22 protein-coding genes and 1 riboswitch are annotated in these 26,248 nt (G+C 72.1%); of the genes, 19 read left to right on the top strand and 3 right to left on the bottom strand.

The annotated features are described in order from the left end of the window. The first annotated feature begins 176 nt into the window (after positions 1-176). The 3 genes from mfd (at position 177) to ACIOFR_RS07905 (ending at position 5,816) form a co-directional block, all read left to right on the top strand. Complete coding sequence (gene mfd, locus ACIOFR_RS07915) at positions 177-3,818, top strand: transcription-repair coupling factor (protein WP_400993344.1); 3,642 nt, start codon at positions 177-179, stop codon at positions 3,816-3,818. A gap of 190 nt (positions 3,819-4,008) precedes the next feature. Next, on the top strand, positions 4,009-4,644 hold the full coding sequence (locus ACIOFR_RS07910) for a hypothetical protein (RefSeq protein WP_400993341.1): 636 nt from the start codon (positions 4,009-4,011) through the stop codon (positions 4,642-4,644). A gap of 179 nt (positions 4,645-4,823) precedes the next feature. Next, on the top strand, positions 4,824-5,816 hold the full coding sequence (locus tag ACIOFR_RS07905) for a MazG family protein (RefSeq protein WP_400993338.1): 993 nt from the start codon (positions 4,824-4,826) through the stop codon (positions 5,814-5,816). A 160-nt stretch (positions 5,817-5,976) separates the two neighbouring features. Here the strand turns inward: ACIOFR_RS07905 and ACIOFR_RS07900 are convergent, their stop codons facing one another. Further along, the gene (locus ACIOFR_RS07900; RefSeq protein WP_400993983.1) at positions 5,977-6,576 is read right to left on the bottom strand and encodes a TetR/AcrR family transcriptional regulator; all 600 of its coding nucleotides are present in this window, start codon (positions 6,574-6,576) and stop codon (positions 5,977-5,979) included. Positions 6,577-6,721: 145 nt separating this feature from the next. On the opposite strand from ACIOFR_RS07900, the gene ACIOFR_RS07895 reads away from it, so the two are divergent. The 9 genes from ACIOFR_RS07895 to ACIOFR_RS07855 all read left to right on the top strand — a co-directional run bounded on the left by ACIOFR_RS07895 (position 6,722) and on the right by ACIOFR_RS07855 (position 14,929). Beyond that, positions 6,722-7,669 (top strand): DMT family transporter, encoded by a 948-nt coding sequence (locus ACIOFR_RS07895; RefSeq protein ID WP_400993336.1) that lies wholly within the window; start codon positions 6,722-6,724, stop codon positions 7,667-7,669. Positions 7,670-7,856: 187 nt separating this feature from the next. After that, positions 7,857-8,663 carry an MBL fold metallo-hydrolase gene (locus ACIOFR_RS07890; RefSeq protein ID WP_400993334.1) on the top strand — a complete coding sequence of 269 codons (807 nt, stop codon included), beginning with the start codon at positions 7,857-7,859 and terminating at the stop codon, positions 8,661-8,663. A 110-nt stretch (positions 8,664-8,773) separates the two neighbouring features. Continuing rightward, the gene (locus tag ACIOFR_RS07885; RefSeq protein ID WP_400993331.1) at positions 8,774-9,466 is read left to right on the top strand and encodes a DsbA family protein; all 693 of its coding nucleotides are present in this window, start codon (positions 8,774-8,776) and stop codon (positions 9,464-9,466) included. Between the two features lie 285 nt (positions 9,467-9,751). After that, entirely contained in the window at positions 9,752-10,933 is a 1,182-nt protein-coding gene (locus ACIOFR_RS07880; RefSeq protein ID WP_400993329.1) for an aminotransferase class I/II-fold pyridoxal phosphate-dependent enzyme, read from the top strand. Beyond that, a complete protein-coding gene (locus tag ACIOFR_RS07875; protein ID WP_400993326.1) occupies positions 10,920-11,429 on the top strand; it encodes a DUF6190 family protein in 510 nt (169 codons plus the stop codon). The genes ACIOFR_RS07880 and ACIOFR_RS07875 overlap by 14 nt, the downstream gene beginning before the upstream one ends. Then, on the top strand, positions 11,426-12,211 hold the full coding sequence (locus tag ACIOFR_RS07870; RefSeq protein ID WP_400993324.1) for a dihydrodipicolinate synthase family protein: 786 nt from the start codon (positions 11,426-11,428) through the stop codon (positions 12,209-12,211). The genes ACIOFR_RS07875 and ACIOFR_RS07870 overlap by 4 nt, the downstream gene beginning before the upstream one ends. Then, positions 12,208-13,071: an iron-containing redox enzyme family protein gene (locus tag ACIOFR_RS07865; RefSeq protein WP_400993321.1), complete on the top strand. Its 864-nt coding sequence runs from the start codon at positions 12,208-12,210 to the stop codon at positions 13,069-13,071. Before ACIOFR_RS07870 ends, ACIOFR_RS07865 begins: the two co-directional genes overlap by 4 nt. Continuing rightward, positions 13,068-13,370: a Rieske (2Fe-2S) protein gene (locus ACIOFR_RS07860; RefSeq protein ID WP_400993318.1), complete on the top strand. Its 303-nt coding sequence runs from the start codon at positions 13,068-13,070 to the stop codon at positions 13,368-13,370. The genes ACIOFR_RS07865 and ACIOFR_RS07860 overlap by 4 nt, the downstream gene beginning before the upstream one ends. Further along, a complete protein-coding gene (locus ACIOFR_RS07855; protein ID WP_400993315.1) occupies positions 13,367-14,929 on the top strand; it encodes a purine-cytosine permease family protein in 1,563 nt (520 codons plus the stop codon). The genes ACIOFR_RS07860 and ACIOFR_RS07855 overlap by 4 nt, the downstream gene beginning before the upstream one ends. Here the strand turns inward: ACIOFR_RS07855 and ACIOFR_RS07850 are convergent. Next, positions 14,853-15,290: an SDR family NAD(P)-dependent oxidoreductase gene (locus tag ACIOFR_RS07850; RefSeq protein WP_400993312.1), complete on the bottom strand. Its 438-nt coding sequence runs from the start codon at positions 15,288-15,290 to the stop codon at positions 14,853-14,855. The genes ACIOFR_RS07855 and ACIOFR_RS07850 overlap by 77 nt on opposite strands. Positions 15,291-15,446: 156 nt before the next feature. Between ACIOFR_RS07850 and ACIOFR_RS07845 the strand changes: the two genes are divergently transcribed. The 7 genes from ACIOFR_RS07845 (at position 15,447) to ACIOFR_RS07815 (ending at position 23,393) form a co-directional block, all read left to right on the top strand. Beyond that, the gene (locus ACIOFR_RS07845; protein ID WP_400993310.1) at positions 15,447-16,709 is read left to right on the top strand and encodes a cytochrome P450; all 1,263 of its coding nucleotides are present in this window, start codon (positions 15,447-15,449) and stop codon (positions 16,707-16,709) included. Between the two features lie 347 nt (positions 16,710-17,056). Beyond that, positions 17,057-17,237, top strand: a riboswitch (cyclic di-AMP (ydaO/yuaA leader). A gap of 3 nt (positions 17,238-17,240) precedes the next feature. Continuing rightward, complete coding sequence (locus ACIOFR_RS07840; RefSeq protein WP_400993307.1) at positions 17,241-17,951, top strand: transglycosylase family protein; 711 nt, start codon at positions 17,241-17,243, stop codon at positions 17,949-17,951. Between the two features lie 188 nt (positions 17,952-18,139). Further along, a complete protein-coding gene (eno, locus tag ACIOFR_RS07835; RefSeq protein WP_400993305.1) occupies positions 18,140-19,426 on the top strand; it encodes a phosphopyruvate hydratase in 1,287 nt (428 codons plus the stop codon). Positions 19,427-19,529: 103 nt separating this feature from the next. After that, a complete protein-coding gene (locus ACIOFR_RS07830) occupies positions 19,530-20,021 on the top strand; it encodes a septum formation initiator family protein (RefSeq protein WP_400993302.1) in 492 nt (163 codons plus the stop codon). Continuing rightward, a complete protein-coding gene (locus ACIOFR_RS07825; protein WP_400993299.1) occupies positions 20,021-20,656 on the top strand; it encodes a DUF501 domain-containing protein in 636 nt (211 codons plus the stop codon). The genes ACIOFR_RS07830 and ACIOFR_RS07825 overlap by 1 nt, the downstream gene beginning before the upstream one ends. Further along, positions 20,653-21,594: an exopolyphosphatase gene (locus ACIOFR_RS07820; RefSeq protein WP_400993296.1), complete on the top strand. Its 942-nt coding sequence runs from the start codon at positions 20,653-20,655 to the stop codon at positions 21,592-21,594. The genes ACIOFR_RS07825 and ACIOFR_RS07820 overlap by 4 nt, the downstream gene beginning before the upstream one ends. A 428-nt stretch (positions 21,595-22,022) precedes the next feature. Further along, positions 22,023-23,393, top strand: coding sequence for an NAD(P)/FAD-dependent oxidoreductase (locus ACIOFR_RS07815; protein WP_371498814.1), 1,371 nt, complete (start codon positions 22,023-22,025; stop codon positions 23,391-23,393). A gap of 212 nt (positions 23,394-23,605) precedes the next feature. Here the strand turns inward: ACIOFR_RS07815 and ACIOFR_RS07810 are convergent, their stop codons facing one another. Then, positions 23,606-26,140, bottom strand: coding sequence for an ABC transporter permease (locus ACIOFR_RS07810; RefSeq protein ID WP_400993294.1), 2,535 nt, complete (start codon positions 26,138-26,140; stop codon positions 23,606-23,608). Positions 26,141-26,248: the final 108 nt, after the last annotated feature.

Below are 26,248 nucleotides of genomic sequence, written 5' to 3'. Positions count from 1 at the left end.
GGTCGCCCGCCCGCACCGGGCGGCGCGGGCGGCGGCGACCGGTGCGCCGGGTGCGGGCGCGTGCCGCGGCGTAGGCTGGACACCCCCGGGGCGCAGCGCGTGCCGGGCTGTTCGCGTTGCCCGGCCGGGCTCTCCGGCCCCGGGCCACTCCAGCCACGGAGCGAAGAAGAGACTTCATGAGCCTGTCCGGACTGCTCGATGTCGTCGTACGGGACGCCGCCCTCGCCGAGGCGGTCGAGGCGGCGGCCACCGGCCGCCGCCAACACCTCGACCTGGTCGGGCCGCCCGCCGCCCGGCCGTTCGCGATCGCGGCACTGGCCCGCTCGCTGGCCGCCGGCGCCGGCGGGCGCGGCCGCCCGGTGCTGGCCGTCACGGCGACCGGCCGGGAGGCGGAGGACCTCGCCGCCAGCCTGCGGTCGCTGCTGCCGGCCGACGCCGTCGCCGAGTTCCCGGCCTGGGAGACCCTGCCGCACGAGCGCCTGTCGCCCCGCTCCGACACGGTCGGCCGCCGCCTCGCGGTGCTGCGCCGGATCGTCCACCCGCGCGCCGACGACCCGGCGGCCGGGCCCGTCCAGGTGGTGGTCGCCCCGGTCCGCTCGGTGCTCCAGCCGCAGGTGAAGGGGCTGGCCGAGCTGGAGCCGGTGGCGCTGCGCCGGGGCGAGCAGCACGACCTGGAGGAGGTCGCCCGGGGGCTCGCCGCGGCCGCCTACGCCAGGGTCGAACTGGTCGAGAAGCGCGGCGAGTTCGCCGTCCGCGGCGGCATCCTGGACGTCTTCCCGCCGACCGAGGAGCACCCGCTGCGGGTGGAGTTCTGGGGCGACGACGTCGAGGAGATCCGCTACTTCAAGGTGGCGGACCAGCGCTCGCTGGAGATCGCCGAGCACGGTCTGTGGGCCCCGCCCTGCCGGGAGCTGCTGCTCACCGCGCAGGTACGGGCCCGGGCCGGGGCGCTCGCCGAGGAGCACCCGGAGCTGGCCGAGATCCTGGACAAGATCGCCCAGGGCATCGCCGTGGAGGGCATGGAGTCGCTGGCGCCCGTCCTGGTGGACGACATGGAACTGCTGCTCGACGTGCTGCCGAAGGGGTCGATCGCGGTCGTCTGCGACCCGGAGCGGGTCCGCACCAGGGCTGCCGACCTGGTGGCGACCAGCCAGGAGTTCCTCCAGGCCTCCTGGGTGGCCGCGGCGGCCGGCGCGGACCGGCCGATCGACATCGAGCAGATCGACGTCTCGGCGGCCTCGCTGTGGTCGCTGGCCGACGTGCGCGAGCACGCCGCCGGGATCGGGCTGCCGTGGTGGTCGGTCAGCCCGTTCGCCACCAGTGACGCCGCGGTCGGCGAGGTGCCGGCCCGTGGCGAAGCCGCTGATCGGTACAGCGACGCCAACACCCTCACCCTCGGCATGCACGCGGTGGAGGCGTACCGCGGCGACACCGCCCGGGCGATCGCCGACGCCAAGGAGCGGCTGGCCGACGACTGGCGGGTCGTCATGGTGACGGAGGGCCACGGTCCGGCCTCCCGGCTGGCCGAGGTGCTCGGCAACGAGGGCATCGCGGCCCGGCTGGTCGCCGATCTCGCCGAGGCGCCGACCCGGGACGTCGTGTACGTCTCCTGCGGCTCGATCGAGCACGGCTTCGTCGACGAGACGCTGAAGCTGACCGTCGTCACCGAGACCGACCTGTCCGGCCAGCGGTCCTCCACCAAGGACATGCGCCGGATGCCGTCGCGGCGCCGCAACGCGATCGACCCGCTGGCCCTGGCCGCCGGCGACTACGTGGTGCACGAGGCGCACGGCGTCGGCCGGTACGTGGAGATGGTGCAGCGCACCGTCCAGGGCGCCACCCGTGAGTACCTGGTGCTGGAGTACGCCCCGGCCAAGCGCGGCCACCCCGGCGACCGGCTGTTCGTGCCGACCGACCAGCTGGACCAGGTGACCAAGTACGTCGGCGGCGAGGCCCCGACCCTGCACCGGCTCGGCGGCGCGGACTGGGCCAAGACCAAGCAGCGGGCGAAGAAGGCGGTCAAGGAGATCGCCGCCGACCTGATCAAGCTCTACTCGGCCCGGATGGCGGCCCCCGGCCACACCTTCGGCCCGGACACCCCGTGGCAGCGCGAGCTGGAGGACGCCTTCCCGTACGCGGAGACGCCGGACCAGCTGACCACCATCGCCGAGGTCAAGTCGGACATGGAGAAGTCCGTCCCGATGGACCGGCTGATCTGCGGCGACGTCGGCTACGGCAAGACCGAGATCGCGGTCCGCGCGGCCTTCAAGGCGGTCCAGGACGGCAAGCAGGTGGCGGTGCTGGTGCCGACCACGCTGCTGGTGCAGCAGCACTTCTCCACCTTCGCCGAGCGGTACGCCAACTTCCCGGTGGTGGTGAAGGCGCTGTCCCGGTTCCAGACCGACAGCGAGGCGAAGGCCGTCCTGGAGGGGCTCTTCGAGGGTTCGGTGGACGTGGTCATCGGCACCCACCGGCTGTTCTCCGCGGAGACCCGGTTCAAGGACCTCGGCCTGGTCATCGTCGACGAGGAGCAGCGCTTCGGCGTCGAGCACAAGGAGCAGCTGAAGAAGCTGCGGGCCAACGTCGACGTGCTGACCATGTCGGCGACCCCGATCCCGCGGACGCTGGAGATGGCGGTCACCGGGATCCGCGAGATGTCCACCATCACCACCCCGCCGGAGGAGCGGCACCCGGTGCTGACCTTCGTCGGCCCGTACGACGAGAAGCAGATCTCGGCGGCGATCCGGCGGGAGCTGCTGCGCGAGGGCCAGGTCTTCTACATCCACAACCGGGTGGAGTCGATCGACAAGGCGGCGGCCCGGCTGAAGGACCTCGTCCCCGAGGCGCGGGTCGCGACCGCCCACGGGCAGATGGGGGAGAACCTGCTGGAGAAGGTGGTGGTCGACTTCTGGGAGAAGGAGTTCGACGTGCTGGTCTCCACCACCATCGTGGAGTCCGGCATCGACATCTCCAACGCCAACACCCTGATCGTGGAGCGCGGCGACACCTTCGGCCTGTCCCAGCTGCACCAGCTGCGCGGCCGGGTCGGGCGGGGCCGCGAACGCGGGTACGCGTACATGCTGTACCCGCCGGAGAAGCCGCTGACCGAGACGGCGCACGAGCGGCTCGCGACCATCGCGCAGCACACCGAGATGGGCGCCGGCATGTACGTCGCGATGAAGGACCTGGAGATCCGGGGCGCCGGCAACCTGCTCGGCGGCGAGCAGTCCGGGCACATCGCCGGCGTCGGCTTCGACCTCTACATGCGGATGGTCGGCGAGGCGGTGGCGGAGTTCCGCGACTCGCTGGCGAACGGCGGCGCCGCTGCGGAGGAGGAGCCGCTGGAGGTGAAGATCGAGCTGCCGGTGGACGCCCACGTGCCGCACGACTACGCCCCCGGCGAGCGGCTGCGCCTGCAGGCGTACCGGTCGATCGCGGCGGTCAACTCGGAGGAGGACATCGTCCAGGTCCGCGAGGAGCTCTCCGACCGCTACGGCAAGCTGCCCGAGCAGGTGGAGAACCTGCTGCTGGTGGCCGCGCTGCGGCTGTACGCACGGCGCTGCGGCATCGGGGACATCACCCTGCAGGGGAACTTCGTCCGCTTCGGCCCGGTCGAGCTGCGGGAGTCGCAGGAGCTGCGGCTGAACCGGCTCTACCCCCGCAGCCAGGTGAAGGCCGCCGCGGCGCAGCTGCTGGTGCCGCGGCCGAGCAGCGGTGGCCGGATCGGCGGCAAGCCGCTGGTCGGTCGCGAACTGCTGGCGTGGAGCCGGGAGTTCCTCGGGACGATGTTCGACGACCTGGCGGGCGCGAAGCGGTGACGGGCCGGGCGGGGCGGGTGGTTCCGGCCACCGGCCCCGCCGCCGTCCGGGCGGCGCCGTCCGGACGCCACCGGGGGTGACCCGTTCGGACCAAGGTCTGGCACCGGGCCGCACGGCTCCCTATTGTCTGTCCGTGTCAGGAGAACCACCGGGGACCGCACCAGCCACAGCCAGACACTGGAGGCCGCACGTGATCCGCACCAGCTCCGCCGCCCGCCGACTCGCCGGGACGGCGGCCGGACTCTCCCTCGCCGCCCTGCTGACCGCCTGCGGGAGCGGCCCGGCCCACCAGGGCGCCGCCGCGGTGGTGGGCGACGAGCGGATCACCGTGTCCGCGGTGGAGGCCAAGGTCACCGCCGTCCGGGACGCGTCCGCCGCCCAGCCCGGCGGCCCCCGCGCGGAGCGGGCCGGGCTGGCCCGCCGGACGGTGGCCGAGCTGGTCCTGGACCGGGTGATCGCCCGGGCGCTGGCCGACCGCGGCGCCTCCGTCTCCCGGACCGAGATCGACCAGGCCCGCGAGGCCGACGCCAAGCTGCTGGGCGGCCCGGACGCGCTGGAGCGCGAGCTGCTCGGCAAGCAGGGCGTGCCGGCCACCGGCATCGAGGACTTCTACCGGCAGCAGCTCGGCCTGCAGAAGCTCGCCGCCGCCGACGGCCAGGACGCCCGGTCGGCGGCCGGGGACGCGGCGATCCGCAAGGCCCTGGTGACGGCCGGAACGGCGCTGAGGATCGAGGTCAACCCCCGCTACGGCCACTGGGACCCGGCACAGATCGGGCTCACCGACGCCGTCGAGGACTGGCTGCCGCAGAACAGCACCCTCTACTGACCGGCCCGCCCTGCCCGCACCCTGCCCGCTCGCCCTGCCCGCCCGCCCGGCCGGCCCGCCCGCCCGCCCGGCCGGCCCGCCCGGCCGGCCCGCCCGGCCGGCCCGCCCGGCCGGCCCGCCCGGCCGGCCCGCCCGCCCGGCCCGCCCGGCCGGTGCGCCGGGCCGGGTAGGTTCGGGGGGTGGACACTCCGAAGCTCACCCTGCTGACCACCACCCACCGGGTGGCCCCCGGCCTGCTCTCCTGGCCCGCCTGGGAGGCGCTGCGCGGCGCCCCGCGGGTGCTCGCCGGTGACCCGGCCCACCCCCAACTGCCCGCGCTGCGGCAGGCCGGGGTCGAGGTCGAGCTGGTCGAGCGCGGGACCGCCGCCGCACTGGCCCGCCGGCTGGCCGGGGCCGCCCCGGTGCTCTGGCTCGGCAGCCCCGACGGGGACCCCGGGCTGACCGACGCGCTGGCCCGGATCTCGGTGGAGGAGGCCGGCTCCGCGCCCGAGATCGAGGTGCTGCCCGGCTCGTACGACCTGCCCGGCGCCCGGCTGCTCGACCTGGCCTCGGTGATGGACCGGCTGCGGTCGCCCGGCGGCTGTCCCTGGGACGCCGAGCAGACCCACGCCAGCCTGGTGAAGTACCTGGTGGAGGAGGCCTTCGAGCTGGTCGAGGCGATCGAGGAGGAGGACCGCGTCACGCTCCGCGAGGAGCTCGGCGACGTCCTGCTCCAGGTGTTCTTCCACTCCCGGATCGCCGAGGAGCACCTGGAGGACCCGTTCACCATCGACGACGTCGCGGGCGACATCGTCGAGAAGCTGATGTACCGCCACCCGCACGTCTTCGGCGACGTGACGGCCACCGGGTCCGAGCAGGTCGAGGCCAACTGGGAGCAGCTGAAGGCCGCCGAGAAGCAGCGCGAGTCCGTGCTGGACGGCGTCCCGGCCGGGCTGCCCGCCCTCGCGTACGCGGCCAAGCTGGTCTCCCGGGTCCGCCGCGCGGACTTCACCGGCGTGCCCGACCAGCCCTGGGAACTGCCCGACCGGCTCACCGACGACTCGGCCGGCGCCCTCCTGCTGGCCGTCGCCCAGCGCGGCTACGACGCCGGCATCGACGTGGACGCGGCCCTCCGCGCCGCCGCCCGCCGCTACCGCACCGCCGTCCGCACCGCCGAGGGCCTCCCCGCCTGAGCGGCCGCCGGCGCCGCTCGGCCTTCGGGGGCGCGGGGAACCGCGCGAACACCAACCGCCCGCCCACGGCTCCGTGGGCGGGCGCCCGCGTTTTCGAGGGGCGCGGGGACCTGCGCGAACACCCGCCCGAACACCCGCACGTGCCCCGCCCGCCGCAGGCCTACCGCATGAAGCGCCGCGCCATGCCCGCCACGCACGCGATGATCCGGTCGCTGCTGATCCCCATCCGGTTGCGCTGGAAGTCGTAGAGCTCGGGGGCCAGCGGTGCCAGCAGCAGGTCGATGTGGGCGTCCGGGTCCGGCACGTCCGCGTCGACCAGCAGCGTCCGGATGTGGACCCGCCAGAACCCGTACGCGCCCGAGGTGAACCGGGCCGGCCCGGTCTCCGCGCCGAGGGCCAGCGGGAGGTGACGTTCCAGCAGGTCGATCGCGGCGACGTAGAAGGCGGCCAGCCGTTCCCCCGGGGGTGCGCCGGGCCCCAGCGGCGGGGGGCCGCTGAGCAGTTGTTCCTGGAGCCGGTACTCGTGCTCGTCCAGCAGGGCGACCGCGACCGCGGCGGGATCGGGGAAGCGCCGGTAGAGCGTGGCGCGGCCGACGCCGGCCGCCCTGGCCAGCTGCTCCATGGTGATGGTGGCCGGGTCCCTGGTGGCGAACAGCTCCTCGGCCGCCGCCAGGATCTGGGCGCGGTTGCGCGCCGCGTCGGCCCGTTCACGGGGCCTCGCCTGCGCCGGGGGAGTGGGGACCGGCAGGCCTGTCGTCATGGCCAGATCGCGTCGGTGCTGCCCGCTGTGCATGTTTTCGAGCTTACTACCCGACGCAGAAGAAACTGAGTCGACTGTCCACTTAGCCGCTCCGCGTGTACTCTAAATGGACACACTGTCCGTTTGACTCTGAGAGGACGAGGCCATGCACAGCGCGCTGCTCGCCGTTGCCCTGCTGGTCGGCTGCCTGTTGGCCGTCCAGGCCTCGGTGAATCTGCAGCTGAACTCGGCGGTCGGCACCCCGTACGGGGCCTCGACCGTCCAGCTCAGCGTCGCCACCGGCATCCTGATCGTCATCGCCGCCGTCTTCGGCACCCTGGGCGCGTTGGGCAAGCTCTCGGACGTCGAGGGCTGGCACCTGCTCGGTGGCCTGGCGAGCCCGCTCTACATCACCAGCGGCATCCTGCTGTTCCCACGCCTGGGGGCGCTGGTCAGCGTGGGCCTGTTCGTCACCGGCCAGATGTTCGCCTCGCTGGGCATCGACCTGCTCGGCCTGTTCGGGCTGGAGAAGAAGCCGGTCGGGATCGGCATCGTGCTCGGCGCGATCGCGGTGCTGGTCGGCATCGTCGTGATCGTCCGCGGCCAGTTGAAGGCCGCGTCGGGGGCCGCTCCCGGGGCCGCGCAGCTGAGCACCGCCGGCCGGGTGGGCTGGCTGGCCCTGGGCATCGTGGCCGGCGGCGTGCTGCCGATCCAGGGCGCGATCAACGCCAAGCTGCGCGCCGACCTCAACGCGCCGGTCACCGTCGCGGCGATCAGCTTCACGGTCGCCACGTTCACCATCGCGGTGGTGCTGCTGGCGCTGCGGGCCACCAACCGCACGCCGGCGCCGAAGGTCGCGCCGCTGAAGAAGATGCCCTGGTGGGGCTGGCTCGGCGGCGCCTGCGCGGCCGCCTACGTGACCGGCACCTTCATGCTCATCCCCAGCATCGGCGCGGCGGTGACGGTGGCGCTCACCGTCACCGGCCAGCAGCTCACCTCGGCCGTCATCGACCACAACGGCCTGTTCCGGCTGCCGAAGCGGGCGCTGAACTCGTCCCGGCTGATCGGTCTGGTCTGCCTGATCGGCGGCTCGCTGGCGATCCAGCTGTCCTGATCGCCGGCCCGGCCGCCGTGGCCGCGCGGACGCCCGGGCCCGGCCCCCGGGCGTCCGTCCGGCACGTCCCTCCCGCAGTACCGCAGTGCCGCAGTGCCGCAGTTCCGCCGGCGCGCCGGTGAACCGGTGCCGCGACGACCGTCCCGAACCTCCCGTCCCGTCGACGTCCAGCTCGGAGGTCCCATCCATGAGAGACAGCTACCAGGCCGGCCCGGACATCCAGGTGATCCCGTCCGACCTGCCGATCCCGGGGCTCGGCCTGCAGGCGGTCAACGCCTTCCTGGTCCGCGGCGCGGAGCCCTTCCTGGTCGACACCGGCATGCCGGTGGACCGGGTGGCGTTCCAGCAGGCGCTCTGGGACCTCATCGACCCGGCCGACCTGCGCTGGGTGGTCGTCACCCACGACGACCGGGACCACACGGGCAGCCTTCCGGCCATTCTGGAGGCGGCTCCGCAGGCCCGGCTGATCACCAACCCGATATCGCTGACCCGGCTGGGAGAGGAATTCCACATACCGGGTGAGCGGGTGGTCACGGTCAATCCCGGGGGTACCTGGAAACTCCCCGACCGGACGATCAGCTTCCATCGTCCACCGACCTACGATTCCCCGGGAACGGTCGCGCTGTTCGATCACTCGGACGGCACGCTGTACAGCTCGGACAGTTTCGGGACGGTGGTGTCGGAGTCCGCCCAGCACCTGTCGGAAATACCGGAGGACGAGTTCTTCTCCGGATTCTCCATACTCAACCGGGCCATCGCCCCCTGGACGGCGGTGGCCGGCGAGGAGAAGTTCCGGCGGGTGCTCGCCACGATCGCCGGGCTGCGGCCGGCCCGGCTGCTCAGCGCCCACGGACCGACGGTGGAGGGGCGGGTCGACGACCTGTTCACCGCGATGTCCGAGATCCCCTCGCTCCCCGCCTGGCTCGCCGACGCGGACCTCGACCTCGACGCGGCGCTGGCCGCGCACGAGGCCGGCTCCTCGGTGGGCTCATGAGTCCCGGGCCGCACCGCCGTCCCGGCGGTTCCGGGGCGAACCCGCAGGCAGATCCATCCGCAGCACCCGCAGCACCCGCACCATCCGCACCGTTCGACAGGAGCCACCCCATGTCCGCAGCCGACCTCACCCCGCAGCCGGGTGTCATCACCGTCTTTTCCGACATCTGGTGTTCGTTCGCGCACATCGCCGTGCACCGCCTGCACACCGCCCGCACCCGCCTCGGCCTGGACGGCAAGGTCTGGTTCGACCACCGGGCCTTCCCGCTGGAGCTGCTCAACAACGCGCCCAGCCCGCGGCCGGGCACCGACAGCGAGGTGGCCCGGAACGCGAGCCTGGAGCCCGGCGCCGGCTGGCAGCTCTGGCAGGCCAAGGACTGGCTGTACCCCTCGACCACGCTTCCGGCGCTGGAGGCGGTGCAGGCCGCCAAGGCGCAGAGCTTCCGCGCCGCCGAGCAGCTGGACCTGGCGCTGCGCCGGGCGTTCTGGGCGGAGTCCCGCTGCATCAGCAACCGCAAGGTGATCCTGGAGGCCGCCCGCTCGGCCGAGGTGGTCGACGTCGACGAGCTGGAGGCGGCCCTGAACGACGGCCGGGCGCGCAGCGAGCTCTCCGCGCAGGCGGCGGTCTCCGCGACGGACCGGGTCGACTGCAGTCCGCACCTGTTCCTGCCGGACGGCACGGACCACGCCAACCCGGGCATCAAGGTGCGCTGGGAGGGCGGCTACGGCATCGGCTGGCCGGTGATCGAGAGCGACGACCCGAAGGCCTTCGACGACCTGCTCCAGCGGGCCGCCGTGGTCTGATTCCCCGCCGTCCGATACGCCGCGGCACGGTTCGCGGCCGTCGGAACGTATTTTCATAGCGCATCTCGAATAGGCATCCCGGTGGCTCCGGGGTGCCTATTCGCGCTGCCCGGAAGCTCTCATCACGAACCAATCTCGGGCGCTGAATGTAAATTCAAAGTTATCGTTCTGTTACCCCTGGGCGCGGCGATGCTCCTCTAGGGTGATGCACGAAGATTCGAAGGTCGTTGACCTGATCGAATCTTCATCACCCGTAATTCGATCAGCAGCAAGGGGGATATTGCTATGTCGAGCACGAGCACCTCCGACGTCAGCTCCTTCGTGGACCTGACTCAGCACGAGATCGAAGCACTCAAGACCAGGTTCAACCTGGCCGACGCGCACACGCACCAGCGCCAGTCGGCGAGCCAGGACAAGATCGTGGGCCGGCTGCCGGAGCTCTGGTACGAGTCGGAGCAGAACCAGCAGTCCTACTTCGAGGCGCAGTTCATCGACGCCTTCTTCCGGCTGCACCGCCAGCCCACCGCCCGCACGATGGGCCGGACCCTGCTCTCGTACTCGGCGAGCGTGGCCACCATGGTCGCCGCGATGTACCTGAAGCGGCGGGAGATGACGGTCTCGCTCATCGAGCCCTGCTTCGACAACCTCACCGACCTGCTGCGCAACATGCAGGTGCCGTTGAAACCGCTCCCGGAGCAGACCCTGGCCGAGACGGCCGGCATCTACGACGGGCTGGTCGCCAACGTCGAGACCGACGCCATCTACCTGGTCGACCCGAACAACCCGACCGGCTTCACCCTGCTCGCGCAGGGGCTGGACGGCTTCCGCGAGGTCATCCGCTACTGCGTCGACCACGACAAGCTGCTGATGATCGACTTCTGCTTCGCCTCCTTCGCCCTGTGCGATCCGGAGATCGGGCGGGTGGACGTCTACCAGCTGTTGGAGGAGTCCGGCGTCACCTACATGGTGATCGAGGACACCGGCAAGACCTGGCCGATCCAGGACGCCAAGTGCGCGATGATCACGGCCAGCCGGGACATCCACGAGGACGTCTACAACCTGCACACCAGCGTCCTGCTGAACGTCTCGCCGTTCGTCCTCAACATGGTGACCCAGTACATCGAGGACTCCATCGAGGACGGCTTCGAGTCCGTCCGCGAGATCATCACCCAGAACCGCCGGGCAGCCGAGTGGGCCCTGGACGGCGCGGTGCTGGAGTACCAGACGCCGGTGGTCAACACCAGCGTCGCCTGGTTCCGGATCAAGCCCGAGCACCTGACCGCCTCGGCGCTCCAGGCCGAGCTGTACGACTCCGAGGTGTACGTGCTGCCCGGCACCTTCTTCTACTGGAACGAGCCGAGCCGTGGGGAGCGTTACGTGCGCCTCGCGCTGGCCCGTGAGCCCAAGGTCTTCGCCTCGGCGATGGAGCGGCTCCGCGAGGTGTTGAAGCGCCATGAGCAGCTCTGAGACCTTCATCGACGGCACCGCCTTCATGGCGATGCACAGCAGCGACGAGACGGTGCGGCGGAGCTTCAAGGAGTTCTTCGTCAGCCGGCTCAGTGGCCGGGTGATCCTCAGCCTGGAGCAGGTCGGTTGGTGCGACAACCTGGTCTGGCAGTACTCCCGGCAGATCCAGGACGCCTACTACCCCTTCATGGACAACCTCCACACCGACATGCGGATCGACCGGATCGGCTACTCGGACGGCGACCTCGCGGCCGCGGCCGGCACGCCCGAACTGGCCGGCCTCCCGCTCACCCAGCGGCTGCTGCTCGGCCAGGTGGTCAACCGGGGCGGCACGCTGGTCACGGCGGACCCGGCGCTGCGCGCCATGCCCGGGCTGCCGGTCGCCACGGTGCCCCTGCCGGCCCGGGAGCCCGTCTTCCCCGGCCTGCTGGAACCGCTCTACCAGGACTCGCTGGCCCTGCGGGTGCCGCCCTCCGGCTCTGAGGAGAAGTCATGACGTACTCCGGAACGATCGCTCCGCTGGTCACGCCGGTGGATCCCGACGGCCGGGTCCACGAGGCGAGCGTGGCCCGTCTGATCGGGTCGGTCCGGGCCGAGGTCACCGGCCTGATGCCGGCGCTGAGCTCCGGCGAGGGCTGGAAGCTGAGCGAGGCCCAGTGGCGGGACATGATCACGTACACGGTCCGGTACGCGGACGGGCTGCCGGTGCTGGCCGGCATCCACCTGCCCGACACCGACGCGGTGATCGAACGCGCGAGAGTCGCCCTCGACCTGGGCGCCGCGAGTGCGGTGGTGACGACCCCGTTCCGGTCGGACATCTCCCAGGACGAGATCCACGAGCACTACCGGCGGATCCGCGCGGAGGTGCCGATCCCGCTCTTCCTCTACAACGAGGAGGCGGTCTCCGGGAACAGGATCGAGCTGGAGACCCTGCTGCGGATCTGCGAACTCCCTGGCATCGTCGGCATCAAGGAGTCCAGCGGCTCCGCCGAGTACACCCGGCGGGCCGCGGCCGCCCTCACCATCCCGGTCTTCGAGGGCTGGGAGAACCTGCTCTCCGACGTCCCCGGCGTGGCGGGCATGATCGGTCCGCTGGCCAACCTGGACCCGGCGCTGTGCAACGCCGTCCTGGTGGACCCGGCGCCCGAGGTGCAGAAGCGGGTCGACGAGGCCTGCGAGCGGTACGGCATCTTCCGCGACGACTGGTACCGCTACGTCAAGCAGGAGCTGCACCGCCGCGAGGTCATCGCCTTCCCGGACGTGGTGGCCGAGCGGTGAGCGCGACCCTGGAGACCGAGGCGCAGGCCCGACTCCGGGACCAGCGCAGGCTGTTCCGGCTCAACCGCCGGCTGCCGACCGCCGAGGAGTACGGCTGGATGCGGGCCACCGAGGAGGCCTGGGTCGGCCGGCTGGCCGCGGAACACGCCGCCGCGGCACCGGAGTTCGGGTCCGTCGGGGCGCTGATGAAGGCGCTCGGCGAACTGCACGCGGCGGAGCAGGCGGACATCCCGCCCAGCCAGGACTACCTGGCGCTGACCGCCGACCGGGACGAGTTCAAGTCCGTGGTCGCCCAGTTCGCGGTCGACGGGCTGATCGAGTCCCAGCCGCTGCTGCCGGTGGTGCCCCGGCTGCCGTACCGCTCGGGCATGGCCGTCTTCCGGGTGCTGATCGACGAACTCGGCTGCGGCAACGAGGACCAGGCGCACTCCCAGCTCTACCGGGACCTGCTCACCGAGCTCGGGATGTCCGTGGAACTGGACGACTACATCGACGGGACCGGCGCCGCCGGCCTCGCCTACGTCAACCTCTTCCACTGGCTGGCCGCCCGGGCCGAGTCGCCGGAGTACTTCCTCGGCGCCTACGCCTACTTCGAGGCCAGCGTGCTGTACGGCTTCCAGGGTTTCGCCCAGGCGGCCAGGCGGCTCGGCATCACCCACCACCAGTACTTCACCGAGCACCTCTACATCGACCAGTACCACAGCCGCCAGATGCGCTCCGCGATCCGCGCCTACGACGAGGAACTCGGGGCGGACCTGGCCAAGGTGTGGGCGGGCGTCACGCTGACCAGCGCCGTGGTCGGCGAGGCCAACGACGCGGCGGTGGCGCACGCGCGGGCCCGGGCGGGGGCGGCGTCATGACCGCCGCCGCCGGACCGCGGGTGCGCCAGGTGACCGACCAGCTGGTCCTGGTGGAGCTCGCCGGCCGCCGGGTGCTGGTGCAGGCCGCCTGCCCGCACCGCAAGGGCCGGCTGCTGTTCGGCCACGTGGACGAGCAGACCCTGCGGATCCGCTGCCCGCTGCACAGCTCGACCTTCGACCTCGACTCGGGCCGGCGCACCGCCGGACCGGCCTGCGACCCGCTCCGGGTGGTCGCGGTGGTCGCGGACGGCTCGGACGGCAGCCGCGAGGCCGCCGCCCTGGCCGACGGGGCGAGGTGACGGCGCAGGGCCGTGACCTGTCCGACCTGGGGGCCGCTTCCCGCGGCCCCCAGGTCGAGCAGCACGGCATCGACCCCATCCCCGAGTCCGAACGCACCTCCAGACCCGGCGAGTTCGGCTGGATCTGGTCCTCCGCCCAGTTCTGCTTCGGCACCGTCGTGCTCGGCGCGCTGCCGGTCAGCTACGGCCTGGGCTGGTGGGCGGCGTGCACCGCGATCCTGGTCGGCGTCGCGGTGGGCACGCTGATGGTCCTCCCGCTGGTCCGCTTCGGCCTGCGGACCGGTCTCAACGACCCGATGGCCAGTGGCGCGCACTTCGGCGTCCGCGGCCGGGTACTGGGCAACGTGATCACCATCGCGGTGGCGATCGGTTTCTTCGCCATCTCGGTGTGGACCGGCGGCACCGCGGTGATGGTCGCCGCGCACCAGATCATCGGCACCCCGGTGGGCCGCGGCCCGCTGGCCCTGGCCATGCCGGCGGCCGCGGTGGCGGTGGTCCTGGTCGCGGCGCTCGGGCACAACGCCCTGGTCCGCACCTACAAGGCCACCGCCGTGCTGGGCGGCCTGGTGCTGCTGTTCCTGGTCGCCGTCCTGGCGCCCGGGTTCGAACCCGGCTACGGCGGCGGCGACCTCGCCCTCGGCAGTACGGGCGCCACCTGGCTGCTGGCCGCCACCGCCTCGGCGGCGGCGCCGCTGTCGTACGCGACCTTCCAGGGCGACTACAGCCGCTACATGTCCGGCCGCCGCGGCGACCGGCCGGTGCTGCTGTGGGCGGGGACGAGCATGTTCCTCACCTGCGTGGCCGCCCTGCTGGTCGGCGCGTACGTGACGACCTTCTTCCCCACCGACCCGCTCTGGCTGCAGGGCCTGACCGACGCCGTGCCGGGCTGGAGCGTCCCGGTGATCGTGGTGTTCGGCCTGGTCGGCACCCTCCCGCAGGGCGGGCTGTGCCTGTACGCGGCCGGGCTCTCGGTCAACTCTCTGTTCTGGCGCACCTCGCGGGCCACCGCCACCCTCGCGGTCGCGGTGCCCTCGATCCTGGCGCTCTACCTCGGCGCGGTGGTGTACGACGCGATGGACTCGATGTCCGCGTTCGTCTCGCTGCTGCTCACCGCGGTGGCGCCGTGGGCGGCCGTCCTGACCGTCGGCTACCTGTTCCACCGGGGCCGGTACCACCCGGCGGAACTCGCCCCGGACGGCGCGCCGGCGGGCCGCTACTGGTACACCGGGGGGCTCAACCCGCGAGCGGTGGCGGCCTTCGTCACCGGTGGCGTGCTGGGCGTGCTCTGGGTCAACAACCCGCTGTACGTAGGCCCGCTGGCCGAGCTGACGGCGGGCGTCGACCTCAGCCTGCCGGTCTCGTTCGGCGCCGCGGCCCTCGTCCACACGGCGCTGTGCCTGCTGTGGCCGGAGCCGGACGGCCCCGTCGGCGCGGCCGGGACGGTCGGCGCGGCCGGCCCCCGGCCCGCGGCGGGGGAGGTGCTCAGCCCCGCGGCGCCGCCACCGGCGCGGCAGGAGCCGGAACCGACTCCCGGCGCTGGGCCGGGACGACCTCGCTGATCGCCTCGCCGACCAGCGCCAGCAGTTCGGCCAGCGGTTCGAGGTGGTCGGGCAGGTCGGCGAGCGCCACGATGCGCTCGCCGTCCGGTCCGGCCACCGCGAACAGGTCGATCGGGCCGAGGTGCTTGCGGGCGGTCTCCACCAGCGCGGCGACGTCGCTGGGCTGGTGGACGTCCGCGCTCACCCCGACCACCGGGCAGCCGGGCCGGTCCAGCTCGGTGGCCAGGTCCTCGGCCACCCCGGGGTGGAGATCCGCGATCAGCAGACCGGCCGCGCCCGCGGCGGCGAAACGGCGCGCGAGGTCGGACCCCGACCCGCCGCCGAGCACCGCGATGACCACCACTGCCCCGCTTACCCGCATGGCCTGCTCCTCCTTGAGCGAACCGCGTGGACCGCACCGCACAGCGGCCCGTACACGTATTCGGAGGATCGTAGGCACGCAGCGACCCTCCGCAACAGGGATTCCCCCTCAGGTGACCAGACTCACGCCCGCACAGGCAAAGGTTACGGTCATGACATGCCGGAATCCGTCGAGTCCATCCAGCCCGAGCTCTTCACGTGGGAGTTCGCCGCCGATCCCTACCCCGCGTACGCCTGGCTGCGCGAGCACGCCCCCGTGCACCGCACCACGCTGCCCAGCGGGGTGGACGCCTGGCTGGTGACCCGGTACGCGGACGCCCGGCAGGCGCTCGCCGACAGCAGGCTCTCCAAGAACCCCGCGCACCACAGCGGGCAGGGCCACCGCAGCGGCCGGGTCGGCATCCCGGGCGAGCGGCAGGCGGACCTGATGACCCACCTGCTGAACATCGACCCGCCGGACCACACCCGGCTGCGCCGTCTGGTGTCCAAGGCCTTCACCCCGCGCCGGGTCGCCGAGTTCGAGCCCCGGGTCCAGCAGCTGACCGACCGGCTGATCGACGGGTTCGCGGCCCGCGGCTCGGCCGACCTGATCCACGAGTTCGCCTTCCCCCTCCCCATCTACGCCATCTGCGACCTGCTCGGCGTCCCGGCCGAGGACCAGGACGACTTCCGGGACTGGGCCGGGATGATGATCCGGCACGGCCGGGGCCCGCGCGGCGGCGTCGCCCGGGCGGTCAAGAAGATGCGCTCGTACCTGCTGGACCTGATCCACCGCAAGCGGGCCGACCTGGGCGACGACCTGATCTCCGGCCTGATCCGGGCGAGCGACCACGGCGAGCACCTGACCGAGAACGAGGCCGCGGCGATGGCCTTCATCCTGCTCTTCGCCGGCTTCGAGACCACCGTCAACCTGATCGGCAACGGCCTGTACGCCCTGCTCGGGCACCCGGAGCAGCGGGCCCTGCTGCAGGAGTCCGTCCGGCGCGGCGAGAGCGCGCTGATGGACACCGCGGTGGAGGAGCTGCTCCGCTACGACGGACCGGTCGAGCTGGCGACCTGGCGGTTCGCCACCAGCCCGCTCAGCATCGGCGGGGTGGACATCCCGGTCGGCGACCCGGTCCTGGTGGTGCTCGCCGCGGCCGACCGCGACCCGGCACGCTTCGCGGCGGAGAACACCCTCGACCTCGCCCGCCGGGACAACCCGCACCTGGGCTTCGGCCACGGCATCCACTACTGCATCGGCGCCCCGCTGGCCCGGCTGGAAGGCCGGCTCGCCATCGGCACCCTGCTGACCCGTCTGCCCGACCTCCGGCTCGACGCGGAGCCGGACGCGCTGCGCTGGCGCGGCGGTCTGATCATGCGGGGCCTGCGTGAACTTCCGGTCGTATTCGACCCCGCCGGGCCGTCGATCCGGGCATGACATTCCCCCATTCGGAAGCATGCTGACGGCCTGTCGTTCCGATCGGCCGGAAATCGGCTGTTTCCAGCCCGGAAGTCTCCGGGAAGGTGTTTCGGCTGTCCGGAAACAGCTCGGACGGGCGAGCGGGACACGCGGCGCGGCGTGTCCCGAGGGCCTTTCGGGGGTCGACTGAATGCCTATCAACCCGGACATACCGGGATGGTTGGTCGACGATCCATGACGGTGCGTAATTTATGCGTGATGTTGGCGATATGAGCTTGTGATTGACCGACAGATCTGTCTAATCTCCGTGGAGCCCGCAGCCGTGGGCCCCGAACGCGGAACGCCGAATCCTGTCCGCCGCGCCCGGGAAAACCGAACCAGACCCTGGACAGGGGCGGGGGACCCAGGTTTGTTGCCGTCCCCAACGGCTAGGGGTGAAGCCGCCGGTGCGGCAGCAGGAACCCCCTCCTGCTGCCGCCGAGGCGGACGGGCCAACCTCCCGGTCCGAACCCGACAGCTCACCTCGCAGGCGTGCGGAGAGGAATCCTCATGCTGTTCACCGGAACGGGCCGTCACCGTCGCAGGACCCAGGCCGAGAAGGTCATCGCCGCCGCGGGCGTGGCCGGAGTGGGCCTGGCCCTGCCGCTGCTCACCGCCGGCGGCGCGCACGCCGCACCCGTGTCGACCTGGGACCGGGTCGCGCAGTGCGAGAGCGGGGGGAACTGGGGGATCAACACCGGCAACGGTTTCTACGGCGGGCTGCAGTTCACGCCCAGCACCTGGAAGTCGTTCGGCGGCACGCAGTACGCCGCGCAGGCCAACCAGGCCTCCAAGGGCCAGCAGATCGCCGTCGCCGAGCGGGTGCTGGCCTCGCAGGGGCCCGGCGCCTGGCCGGTCTGCTCGGTCAGGGCGGGGCTCACCAAGGGCGGCGCGGCCGCACAGGTGGACACCGACGACGCGGACGGGGACTCCGCCCGCGGCTCGACGCCGGCCAAGTCGGGCCGCAAACCCTCCACGCCGAAGGCCACGCGGCCCGCCGCACCCAGGGAGGCGGTGCCGCAGGCCGCCGCCGTCGAGCAGGACGACTCCGCCGAGGAGTCCGGCGACACCTACACCGTGCACCCGGGTGACACCCTGTCCGCCATCGCCGACGCCCGGCGCCTGGCCGGCGGCTGGCAGCGGCTCTACCAGGCCAACCAGGCCGTGATCGGCGCCGACCCGGACCTGATCGAGCCCGGTCAGGTGCTCCGGCTCGGCTGACCGGCACCGGACGGCAGGCCGTCCCGTTCGGGGCGGGGCGGCCTGTTTTGTGGGCATTCAGGTGAACTACCGGCCGGTAGCCGGGTCACACGGTGAGACGGGGCCACGGTCTGCGCGGCCCCGGCGCCGCGTGCGGTTAGGCTCTGGTCGTAACGACAACACATCCCGCTTCCGCAAGGAGATGCCTCGTGCCGTCCATTGATGTCGTCGTAGCCCGTGAGATTCTCGACTCGCGCGGCAACCCCACGGTCGAGGTCGAGGTCGGGCTCGACGACGGCAGCACGGGGCGTGCCGCCGTCCCGTCCGGTGCCTCCACCGGCGCCTTCGAGGCGCTCGAACTGCGCGACGGCGACAAGAACCGCTACTTCGGCAAGGGCGTCGAGAAGGCCGTTCTCGCCGTCATCGAGCAGATCGGCCCGGAGCTGGTCGGCTACGACGCCACCGAGCAGCGCCTGATCGACCAGGCCATGCTCGACCTGGACGCCACCCCGGACAAGTCCTCGCTCGGCGCCAACGCGATCCTCGGTGTCTCCCTCGCCGTCGCGCACGCCGCCTCGGAGGCCTCCGACCTGCCGCTGTTCCGCTACCTGGGCGGCCCGAACGCGCACGTCCTGCCGGTCCCGATGATGAACATCCTCAACGGCGGCTCGCACGCGGACTCCAACGTGGACATCCAGGAGTTCATGATCGCCCCGATCGGCGCGGAGTCCTTCTCCGAGGCCGTCCGCTGGGGCGTCGAGGTCTACCACACGCTCAAGGGCGTGCTGAAGGAGCGCGGCCTGTCCACCGGCCTCGGCGACGAGGGCGGCTTCGCGCCGAACCTGGACTCCAACCGCGAGGCGCTCGACCTCATCACCGAGGCCATCAAGAAGGCCGGCTACACCCCGGGCAAGGACATCGCGCTCGCCCTGGACGTCGCCGCCTCCGAGTTCCACCAGGACGGCTCGTACCAGTTCGAGGGCAAGGCGATCTCCTCCGCCGAGCTCATCGACTACTACGCCGAGCTGGTCGCCGCGTACCCGCTGGTCTCCATCGAGGACCCGCTGGACGAGTCGGACTGGGACGGCTGGAAGGCCATGACCGACAAGCTCGGCGACAAGGTGCAGCTGGTCGGCGACGACCTGTTCGTCACCAACCCGGAGCGCCTGCGCCGCGGCATCGAGTCCGGCACCGCCAACGCGCTGCTGGTGAAGGTCAACCAGATCGGCTCGCTGACCGAGACCCTGGACGCCGTCGAGCTGGCCCAGCGCAACGGCTACCGCTGCATGATGTCGCACCGCTCCGGCGAGACCGAGGACGTCACCATCGCCGACCTCGCCGTCGCCACCAACTGCGGCCAGATCAAGACCGGCGCCCCGGCCCGCTCCGAGCGCGTCGCCAAGTACAACCAGCTGCTGCGCATCGAGGAGATCCTCGACGACGCCGCCGAGTACGCGGGCCGCGGCGCGTTCCCGCGCTTCAAGTCCGAAGGCTGAGCCTGACACACGGCCGTTGCACCTGGGCCCCGGTCCCCACCCCGTAGGGTGGGTGCCGGGGCCCCGGCGTGCAGGGCCCGCTCACCACGGGGAGGGGCAGGAGATGGCCAGGTGGAGGATTCCGGGGCTCGCGACGCGGCCGCGGTTCACCAGCCGGGCCACCGTCCTGGTGCTCGTCCTGTGCTCGCTGGTGGCGATACTCGCCTACCCCGCCCGGCAGTTCATCGCCCAGCGCTCCGAGGTCGCCGAGCAGCGGGCGCGGGCCGAGCAGGTCCGGCAGCAGGTCGAGCAGCTCACCCGGGACCGGGCCCGCTGGCAGGACCCGGAGTACGTGAAGGCGCAGGCGCGGGAGCGGCTGCACTACGCGCAGCCGGGCGAGACGCCGTTCGTGTCGGTGGACCCGTCCCCCTCCGCGACCGTGAAGTCCTCGTCGGCCGGTGCGGCCCCCGCAGCCCAGGCGAAACCCCTCAAGCCGTGGTACGCCGGATTCTGGGAGTCGGTCGACCGGGCCGACACCGTCGCACCCCCGACCGGATCCGCCCCCAGCGGCGAAGGCCACCCGAACCCCCGCCCCTCATCGAAGACAGACCGCTGATGACCACTGAGCACACTCCCGTCGCCGACTCCGACGTCGCCGCCATCGCCGCCCAGCTCGGACGCGTCCCGCGCGGCCTGCGCGGCGTCGCCCACCGCTGCCCCTGCGGCAACCCGGACGTCGTCGAGACCGCCCCGCGGCTGCCCGACGGCACCCCGTTCCCCACCCTCTACTACCTGACCTGCCCCAAGGCCGCCTCGCTGATCGGCACCCTGGAGGCGGACGGCGTGATGAAGGACCAGACGGCCCGGCTGGCCGAGGACCCGGAGCTGGCCGCCGCCTACCGGGCGGCCCACGAGGACTACATCGCCCGGCGGGACGCGATCGAGGTGCTGGAGAACTTCCCCAGCGCCGGTGGCATGCCGGACCGGGTGAAGTGCCTGCACGTGCTGGTCGGCCACTCGCTGGCGGCCGGTCCCGGGGTCAACCCGCTCGGCGACGAGGCGATCGGCATGCTGGAGGACTGGTGGGCCAAGGGCCCGTGCGTCTCCCCGGCCGAGGTGGCGGAGAGCGCCGCCACCGTCGCCGAGCAGCACGCCGCCGCGGACGACCACGCCGCCGTGATCGCGGCCAAGGAGCAGAAGGCCGCCGAGCGCGCCGCCAAGCGTGCCAGGGCGGAGGAAGAGGGCCAGTGACCGTCACCAGGGTCGCCGCGATCGACTGCGGCACCAACTCGATCCGGCTGCTGATCGCCGACCTCGACCCGGAGACCGGTGAGATTACCGACCTCGACCGGCGGATGGTCATCAACCGGCTCGGCCAGGGCGTGGACAGCACCGGCCGGCTGGCGCCCGAAGCGCTGGAGCGCACCTTCGCGGCCTGCCGCACGTACGCGGAGCTGATCACCGGGCACGGCGTCGGCCCGGACCGGATCCGGCTGACGGCCACCAGTGCCTCGCGGGACGCCGAGAACGCCGAGGAGTTCACCCGGGGCGTGCGGGAGATCCTGGGCGTGGAGCCCGAGGTCATCTCCGGCGAGGAGGAGGCCCACCTGTCCTTCCTCGGCGCCACCAAGGAACTGTCCGGCACCGACCTGGCCACCCCCTACCTGGTCTTCGACCTGGGCGGGGGCTCCACCGAGTTCGTGCTCGGCGCCGAGGAGGTGCAGGCGGCCCGCTCGGTCGACATCGGCTGCGTCCGGATGACCGAGCGGCACTTCGCCGGCTCCGAGCTGCCGACCCTGGGTCAGATCTCCCGGGCCAGGACGGACATCAGGGCCGCCCTGGACCTGGCCGCCGAGACCGTCCAGCTGGACTCCGCCGCCACCCTGGTCGGCGTGGCGGGCACCGTCACCACGGTCGCCGGGATCGTGCTGGAGCTGCCGGCGTACGACTCCGAGCGGATCCACCACTCCCGCCTCACCCTGGAGCAGGTCCGCGAGGTGGCCGGCCGGCTGCTGACCGCGACCCACGCCGAGCGCGCCGCGATCCCGGTGATGCACCCGGGCCGGGTGGACGTGATCGCGGCCGGCGCCATGGTGCTGCTGGAGATCATGGAGCGCACGGGCGCCGCCGAACTGGTGGTCAGCGAGCACGACATCCTGGACGGGATCGCCTGGAGTATCGCCCCCTGACCCCGCTCACCCCTTACCGAATCGGCCCCGGGACGGCTTCCGCCGCCCCGGGGCCGAGGTCTGTGGGCCGTCCCGCGAGAAAGTTCGTGAATTTCTTCACATGGCGATCCAGCCTTTCGATGCACCTGCGTGCCCGCAACGTCCGATATGCGGGACCGAAGGCCGCCCAGGCTGATCTCCCCGTGGATCCCAGGCAGCGCCTGCGGCTGGGCGATGGAATCGAAATGCCGCCCGGGAACCCGGGCCGGTCCGGGATCGTTGCTGCTCAGCGAGGCCGTTGCCCGCGCCGCGCTCACGGTGCGTCGGGTCGGCCCGTGAGGGCACCCACCGGGCCCCCGATTGTGGCCGCGCAGTGTAGCAGAGGGTGTCCAGAGGTCTGTGACGGGCCTCACGAAGGGTGCTCCGGGCGGGGGTGGATACTTTCGGATATGAGCACCACGGAGCGTCCTCGCATCCTCATTGTCGGCGGTGGTTACGTCGGCCTGTATGCCGCGATGCGCATCCTCAAGAAGATGCGTTATGGCGAAGCGACCGTCACGGTCGTCGACCCGCGGCCGTACATGACGTACCTGCCCTTCCTCCCCGAGGCGGCCGGCGGCAACGTCGCGCCCCGCAACCTCGTCGCCCCGCTGCGCAGCGCCCTCAAGAAGGCGGAGGTGCTCACCGGTGCGGTCACCGGTGTGGACCACGCCCGCAAGGTCGCCACCATCCAGCCCGCGGCCGGCGACTCGTACGAGCTGCCCTTCGAGTACCTGGTCGTCGCGACCGGCTCGGTCTCCCGCACCTTCCCGATCCCCGGCCTCGCCGAGCACGGCATCGGCATGAAGACGGTCGAGGAGGCGATCAGCCTCCGCAACCACGTCATGGCGCAGCTGGACAAGGCCGAGTCCACCACGGACGAGGCGGTCCGCCGCAAGGCGCTGACCTTCGTGGTGATCGGCGGTGGCTTCGCCGGCGTCGAGACCATCGCCGAGGTCGAGGACATGGCCCGCGACGCGGCGAAGATCTACAAGACCGTCAGCCGCGAGGACATGCGTTTCATCCTCGTCGAGGCGGCCAACCGGATCCTCCCCGAGATGGGCCCGGACCTCGGTCTGTGGACCAAGGAGAAGCTCGAAGAGCGCAACATCGAGATCTACATCGAGACCTCGATGGACTCCTGCGTCGACCAGCACGTCGTGCTGAAGAACGGCGTCGAGGCGGACGCCTCCACCATCGTGTGGACGGCCGGCGTGAAGCCGAACCCGGTGCTGGCCAACTTCGGCCTGCCGCTGGGCCCGCGCGGCCACGTGGACACCGCCCCGACCCTCCAGGTCAAGGGCTTCGACTACGTCTGGTCGGCCGGCGACAACGCCCAGGTGCCGGACCTCGCCGTCGGCGAGGGTGCCTGGTGCCCGCCGAACGCCCAGCACGCGGTCCGTCAGGCGATCGTGCTCGGTGACAACGTCATCTCCGGCATGCGCGGCTTCCCGCAAGCCGAGTACAAGCACAAGAACCTCGGTGCGGTCGCCGGTCTCGGCCTGCACAAGGGCGTGGCGATCCTCTTCGGCAAGTACAAGCTGAAGGGCCGTCCGGCCTGGTGGTTCCACCGCCTGTACCACGGCAGCCGGGTGCCGACCATGAACCGCAAGATCCGGGTCTTCACCGACTGGACGCTGGCGATGTTCCTCAAGCGGGAGACCGTCGGCCTCGCCGAGATGGAGAAGCCGTTCGTGGCCTTCCAGGAGGCCGCCGGACCGGCTCCCAAGATCGTGGCCCAGGCCGCTCCGGCCGAGAAGGAGCTGGCGACCAGCAAGTAGCGACCAGATCCGGGCGCGTGGACGCCCGGGTACGAGTCGGAGGCTCTCCGCCCGGCAACGTCGCCGGACCACGACCTCCGTGGTGCTCAGCCGGCAGTGCGACCGGGCGGAGTACAGAAGTTCCGAGAAGTTCCAGTGAGGCGAAAGGCCCCCGGTCGAACCCCACCCTCCGTGGGGGTCCGACCGGGGGCCTTCCCGTTGTGCCCGTCCGGTCAGTCGGTCTTGATGCTGGTCAGGATGTCCAGCCGGGCGGCCCGGCGGGCCGGCCAGATGGCGGCGACCATGCCGGTCAGTCCGGCCAGGGCCAGGAAGACCAGCATCCGGCCGTAGGGGACCACGGTGGTCAGGCCCGGCAGGTCGGAGGCCAGCGTGCGGGTGGTGGCCCAGGCCAGGAAGCAGCCGAGCAGGACGCCGATCACCGCGCCGAACAGCGAGATCACCACCGACTCCAGCCGGACCATCCGCTTGATCCCGCCGCGGTCCAGGCCGATCGCCCGCAGCATGCCGATCTCGCGCTTGCGCTCGAACACCGACATCGCCAGCGTGTTGACCACACCGAGCACGGCGACCAGGACGGACATCGCCAGCAGGCCGTACATCATGTTCAGCGCGAACGAGATGATCCGGCTGAACTCGTCCTGCATGTCCTGCTTGCTCTTGACCTCGATCACCGGGTTGCTGCCGGTGGCCTCCTTGACGGACTGCTTGAGCGCGGCCGTCGCGCCGTCGGCGCCCTTCACCAGGACCTCGCTGACGTACGGCTGCTCGGCGTGCTTGGCCACCTCGGAGTTGGCCATCAGCACCGGCGAGAGCATGTCGCTGGCACGGAACACGCCGCCGACCGTGAACGTGCCGGTGGTGTCGTCGTCGTAGGTGACGTTGACGGTGGAGCCCACCGACAGCTTCGCGCTCCTGGCGACGTCGTCGTTGACGAGGATCCTGCCCTGCTTGAGGACGTCCGCGGCGCCGCTCACCATGACCGGGGCCACCAACTGGTCGAAGGCGGCCGCGTCGAAGCCGTTGACGGCGCGGTTCTTGCCGTCGAAGGACCAGTAGACGTTGGTGACGGGGGAGGAGGCGACCACGCCGCGCGCCTTGGCGACGGCGGTGGCGACCTCGGGGGAGAGGTCCCCGTGGGTGGCCATGGCCACGTTGTAGTCGGCCTTCATGGTGCCGGTGACCGTGCGGGCGACCGCGTCGTTGACCGAACTGCCGAGCACCGTCATGGCGCTGACCAGGGTCAGGCCGATGGTGAGCGCCGCGGCGGTGGCGGCCGTCCGCCGGGGGTTGCGCACCGCGTTGCGCCGGGCCAGCTTGCCGGGGGTGCCGGCCAGCCGGGCGAGCAGCGGCCCGACCAGGGCGATCACCGGGCGGGAGAGCAGCGGCAGCAGGACGAAGATGCCGATCAGGGTGAGCGGCGCGCCGAGCTCGATCAGGGTGCGCCCGGACTTGTCCGCGGCGGACGCGCCGCCCAGGATCAGGGCCAGGCCGCCGGCGGTCACCAGCGAGCCGATGGTGTTGCGGACGATCAGGCCCTTCTGGGTGGTGGGCACCTCACCGCTGCTCATCGCGGCGACCGGGGGGATCCGCGCGGCCCGGACGGCGGGCAGCACCGCGGAGACCACGGTGACCAGCACGCCGACGGCGAGGGCGGTGACCACGGTGGCCGGGGCGACCACCAGGGAGCCGGTGGGCATCCCCGGGTTGAAGGAGTGGATCAGCGCCTGCATCCCGGCGCCGATGCCGACGCCGGCCAGCAGACCGGCGGCCGAGGCGGTGGTGCCGATCAGCAGGGCCTCGACCAGGACCGAGCCGGTGACCTGGCCACGGCCGGCGCCGACGGCGCGCAGCAGGGCCAGCTCCTTGATGCGCTGGGCGATCAGCATGCTGAAGGTGTTGGCGATGATGAAGATGCCGACGAACAGGGAGATGGCCGCGAACACCAGCAGCATGGTCTTCATGGCGGTGGTCGTCTCGGCGATCATCCGGGTCTGCTGGTCGGTCAGCTCCTGGCCGGTCTCCAGGAGCAGCGGACCGTCCTTGGGCAGCGCGTCGCGGACGGTGGCGAGCAGGGTGCCCTCGGCGGTGCCCGGCTTCGCCGTCAGCACCACGTTGCTGTACCGCCCGGGGGTCGACAGCATCCGCTGGGCGGTGGCGGTGTCCATCAGGGTCAGTGTGCCGCCGGAGGTGACGGTCGGGTCGTCGGTGGTGACGATGCCGGTCAGGGTGGCGTTCACGGCCTGGCCGTTGCCGGCCACCCGGACGGTGGCGCCGACCTTGAAGCCGTTCGCCTCGGCGGTGGTGCGGTCCAGCGCGACCTCGGTGCCGGTGCGCGGGCCGCGGCCCTCGACCAGCGGGTAGCGGGAGTCGTTCCCGGCCGCGTCCGGAACGTAGTTGGCGCCCTGGGCGCTCCACGCCTCACCGATCAGGTTGCCCTTGGCGTCCGCCACGCCGGTGAAGCCGGAGACCACGCCGCGGGCCTGCTGGACGCCCGGAAGGGCGGCGAGCTGACGGACGGTCGCATCGGTCAGCGGGTCGGCGGTGTGCTCGCCGCGCTGGTCGGCGCGGAGCGAGGAGCCGGCCGCCCGGTCGGTCACCAGCACCGACACGTCGGAGTAGCTCTTGGAGTAGCTGTTCTTCATGGCCCGTCCGAGCGTGTCGGAGAAGACCATGGTGCCGGCGACGAAGGCGGTGCCGAGCATGATGGCGAGCGCCGTCATCAGCAGGCGGCCCTTGTGGGCGAGCACGTTGCGCAGTGCGGTGCGGTGCGGTACATGGCGGGTGTCGTGTCCTGGGGTCGGTGGTGCGGGTCGGCGGGGGCCGGGGGCTGGCGGTGGGTCAGCTGGTGCGGCCCT

The organism is Kitasatospora sp. NPDC088346, from assembly GCF_044740765.1.
GTDB lineage: Bacteria > Actinomycetota > Actinomycetes > Streptomycetales > Streptomycetaceae > Kitasatospora.
This window is presented reverse-complemented; position numbering and strand designations above follow the sequence as displayed.

Bases quoted from the DNA above. Each gene is read 5' to 3' on its own strand.
- ACIOFR_RS07895 (WP_400993336.1), top strand. From the start codon at position 6,722: ATGCACAGCGCGCTGCTCGCCGTTGCCCTGCTGGTCGGCTGCCTGTTG.
- ACIOFR_RS07875 (WP_400993326.1), top strand. From the start codon at position 10,920: ATGAGCAGCTCTGAGACCTTCATCGACGGCACCGCCTTCATGGCGATG.
- ACIOFR_RS07825 (WP_400993299.1), top strand. From the start codon at position 20,021: ATGACCACTGAGCACACTCCCGTCGCCGACTCCGACGTCGCCGCCATC.
- ACIOFR_RS07890 (WP_400993334.1), top strand. From the start codon at position 7,857: ATGAGAGACAGCTACCAGGCCGGCCCGGACATCCAGGTGATCCCGTCC.
- ACIOFR_RS07880 (WP_400993329.1), top strand. From the start codon at position 9,752: ATGTCGAGCACGAGCACCTCCGACGTCAGCTCCTTCGTGGACCTGACT.
- ACIOFR_RS07900 (WP_400993983.1), bottom strand. From the start codon at position 6,576: ATGACGACAGGCCTGCCGGTCCCCACTCCCCCGGCGCAGGCGAGGCCC.
- ACIOFR_RS07850 (WP_400993312.1), bottom strand. From the start codon at position 15,290: ATGCGGGTAAGCGGGGCAGTGGTGGTCATCGCGGTGCTCGGCGGCGGG.
- ACIOFR_RS07840 (WP_400993307.1), top strand. From the start codon at position 17,241: ATGCTGTTCACCGGAACGGGCCGTCACCGTCGCAGGACCCAGGCCGAG.
- ACIOFR_RS07845 (WP_400993310.1), top strand. From the start codon at position 15,447: ATGCCGGAATCCGTCGAGTCCATCCAGCCCGAGCTCTTCACGTGGGAG.
- ACIOFR_RS07860 (WP_400993318.1), top strand. From the start codon at position 13,068: ATGACCGCCGCCGCCGGACCGCGGGTGCGCCAGGTGACCGACCAGCTG.
- ACIOFR_RS07815 (WP_371498814.1), top strand. From the start codon at position 22,023: ATGAGCACCACGGAGCGTCCTCGCATCCTCATTGTCGGCGGTGGTTAC.
- ACIOFR_RS07885 (WP_400993331.1), top strand. From the start codon at position 8,774: ATGTCCGCAGCCGACCTCACCCCGCAGCCGGGTGTCATCACCGTCTTT.
- ACIOFR_RS07870 (WP_400993324.1), top strand. From the start codon at position 11,426: ATGACGTACTCCGGAACGATCGCTCCGCTGGTCACGCCGGTGGATCCC.
- ACIOFR_RS07830 (WP_400993302.1), top strand. From the start codon at position 19,530: ATGGCCAGGTGGAGGATTCCGGGGCTCGCGACGCGGCCGCGGTTCACC.
- mfd (WP_400993344.1), top strand. From the start codon at position 177: ATGAGCCTGTCCGGACTGCTCGATGTCGTCGTACGGGACGCCGCCCTC.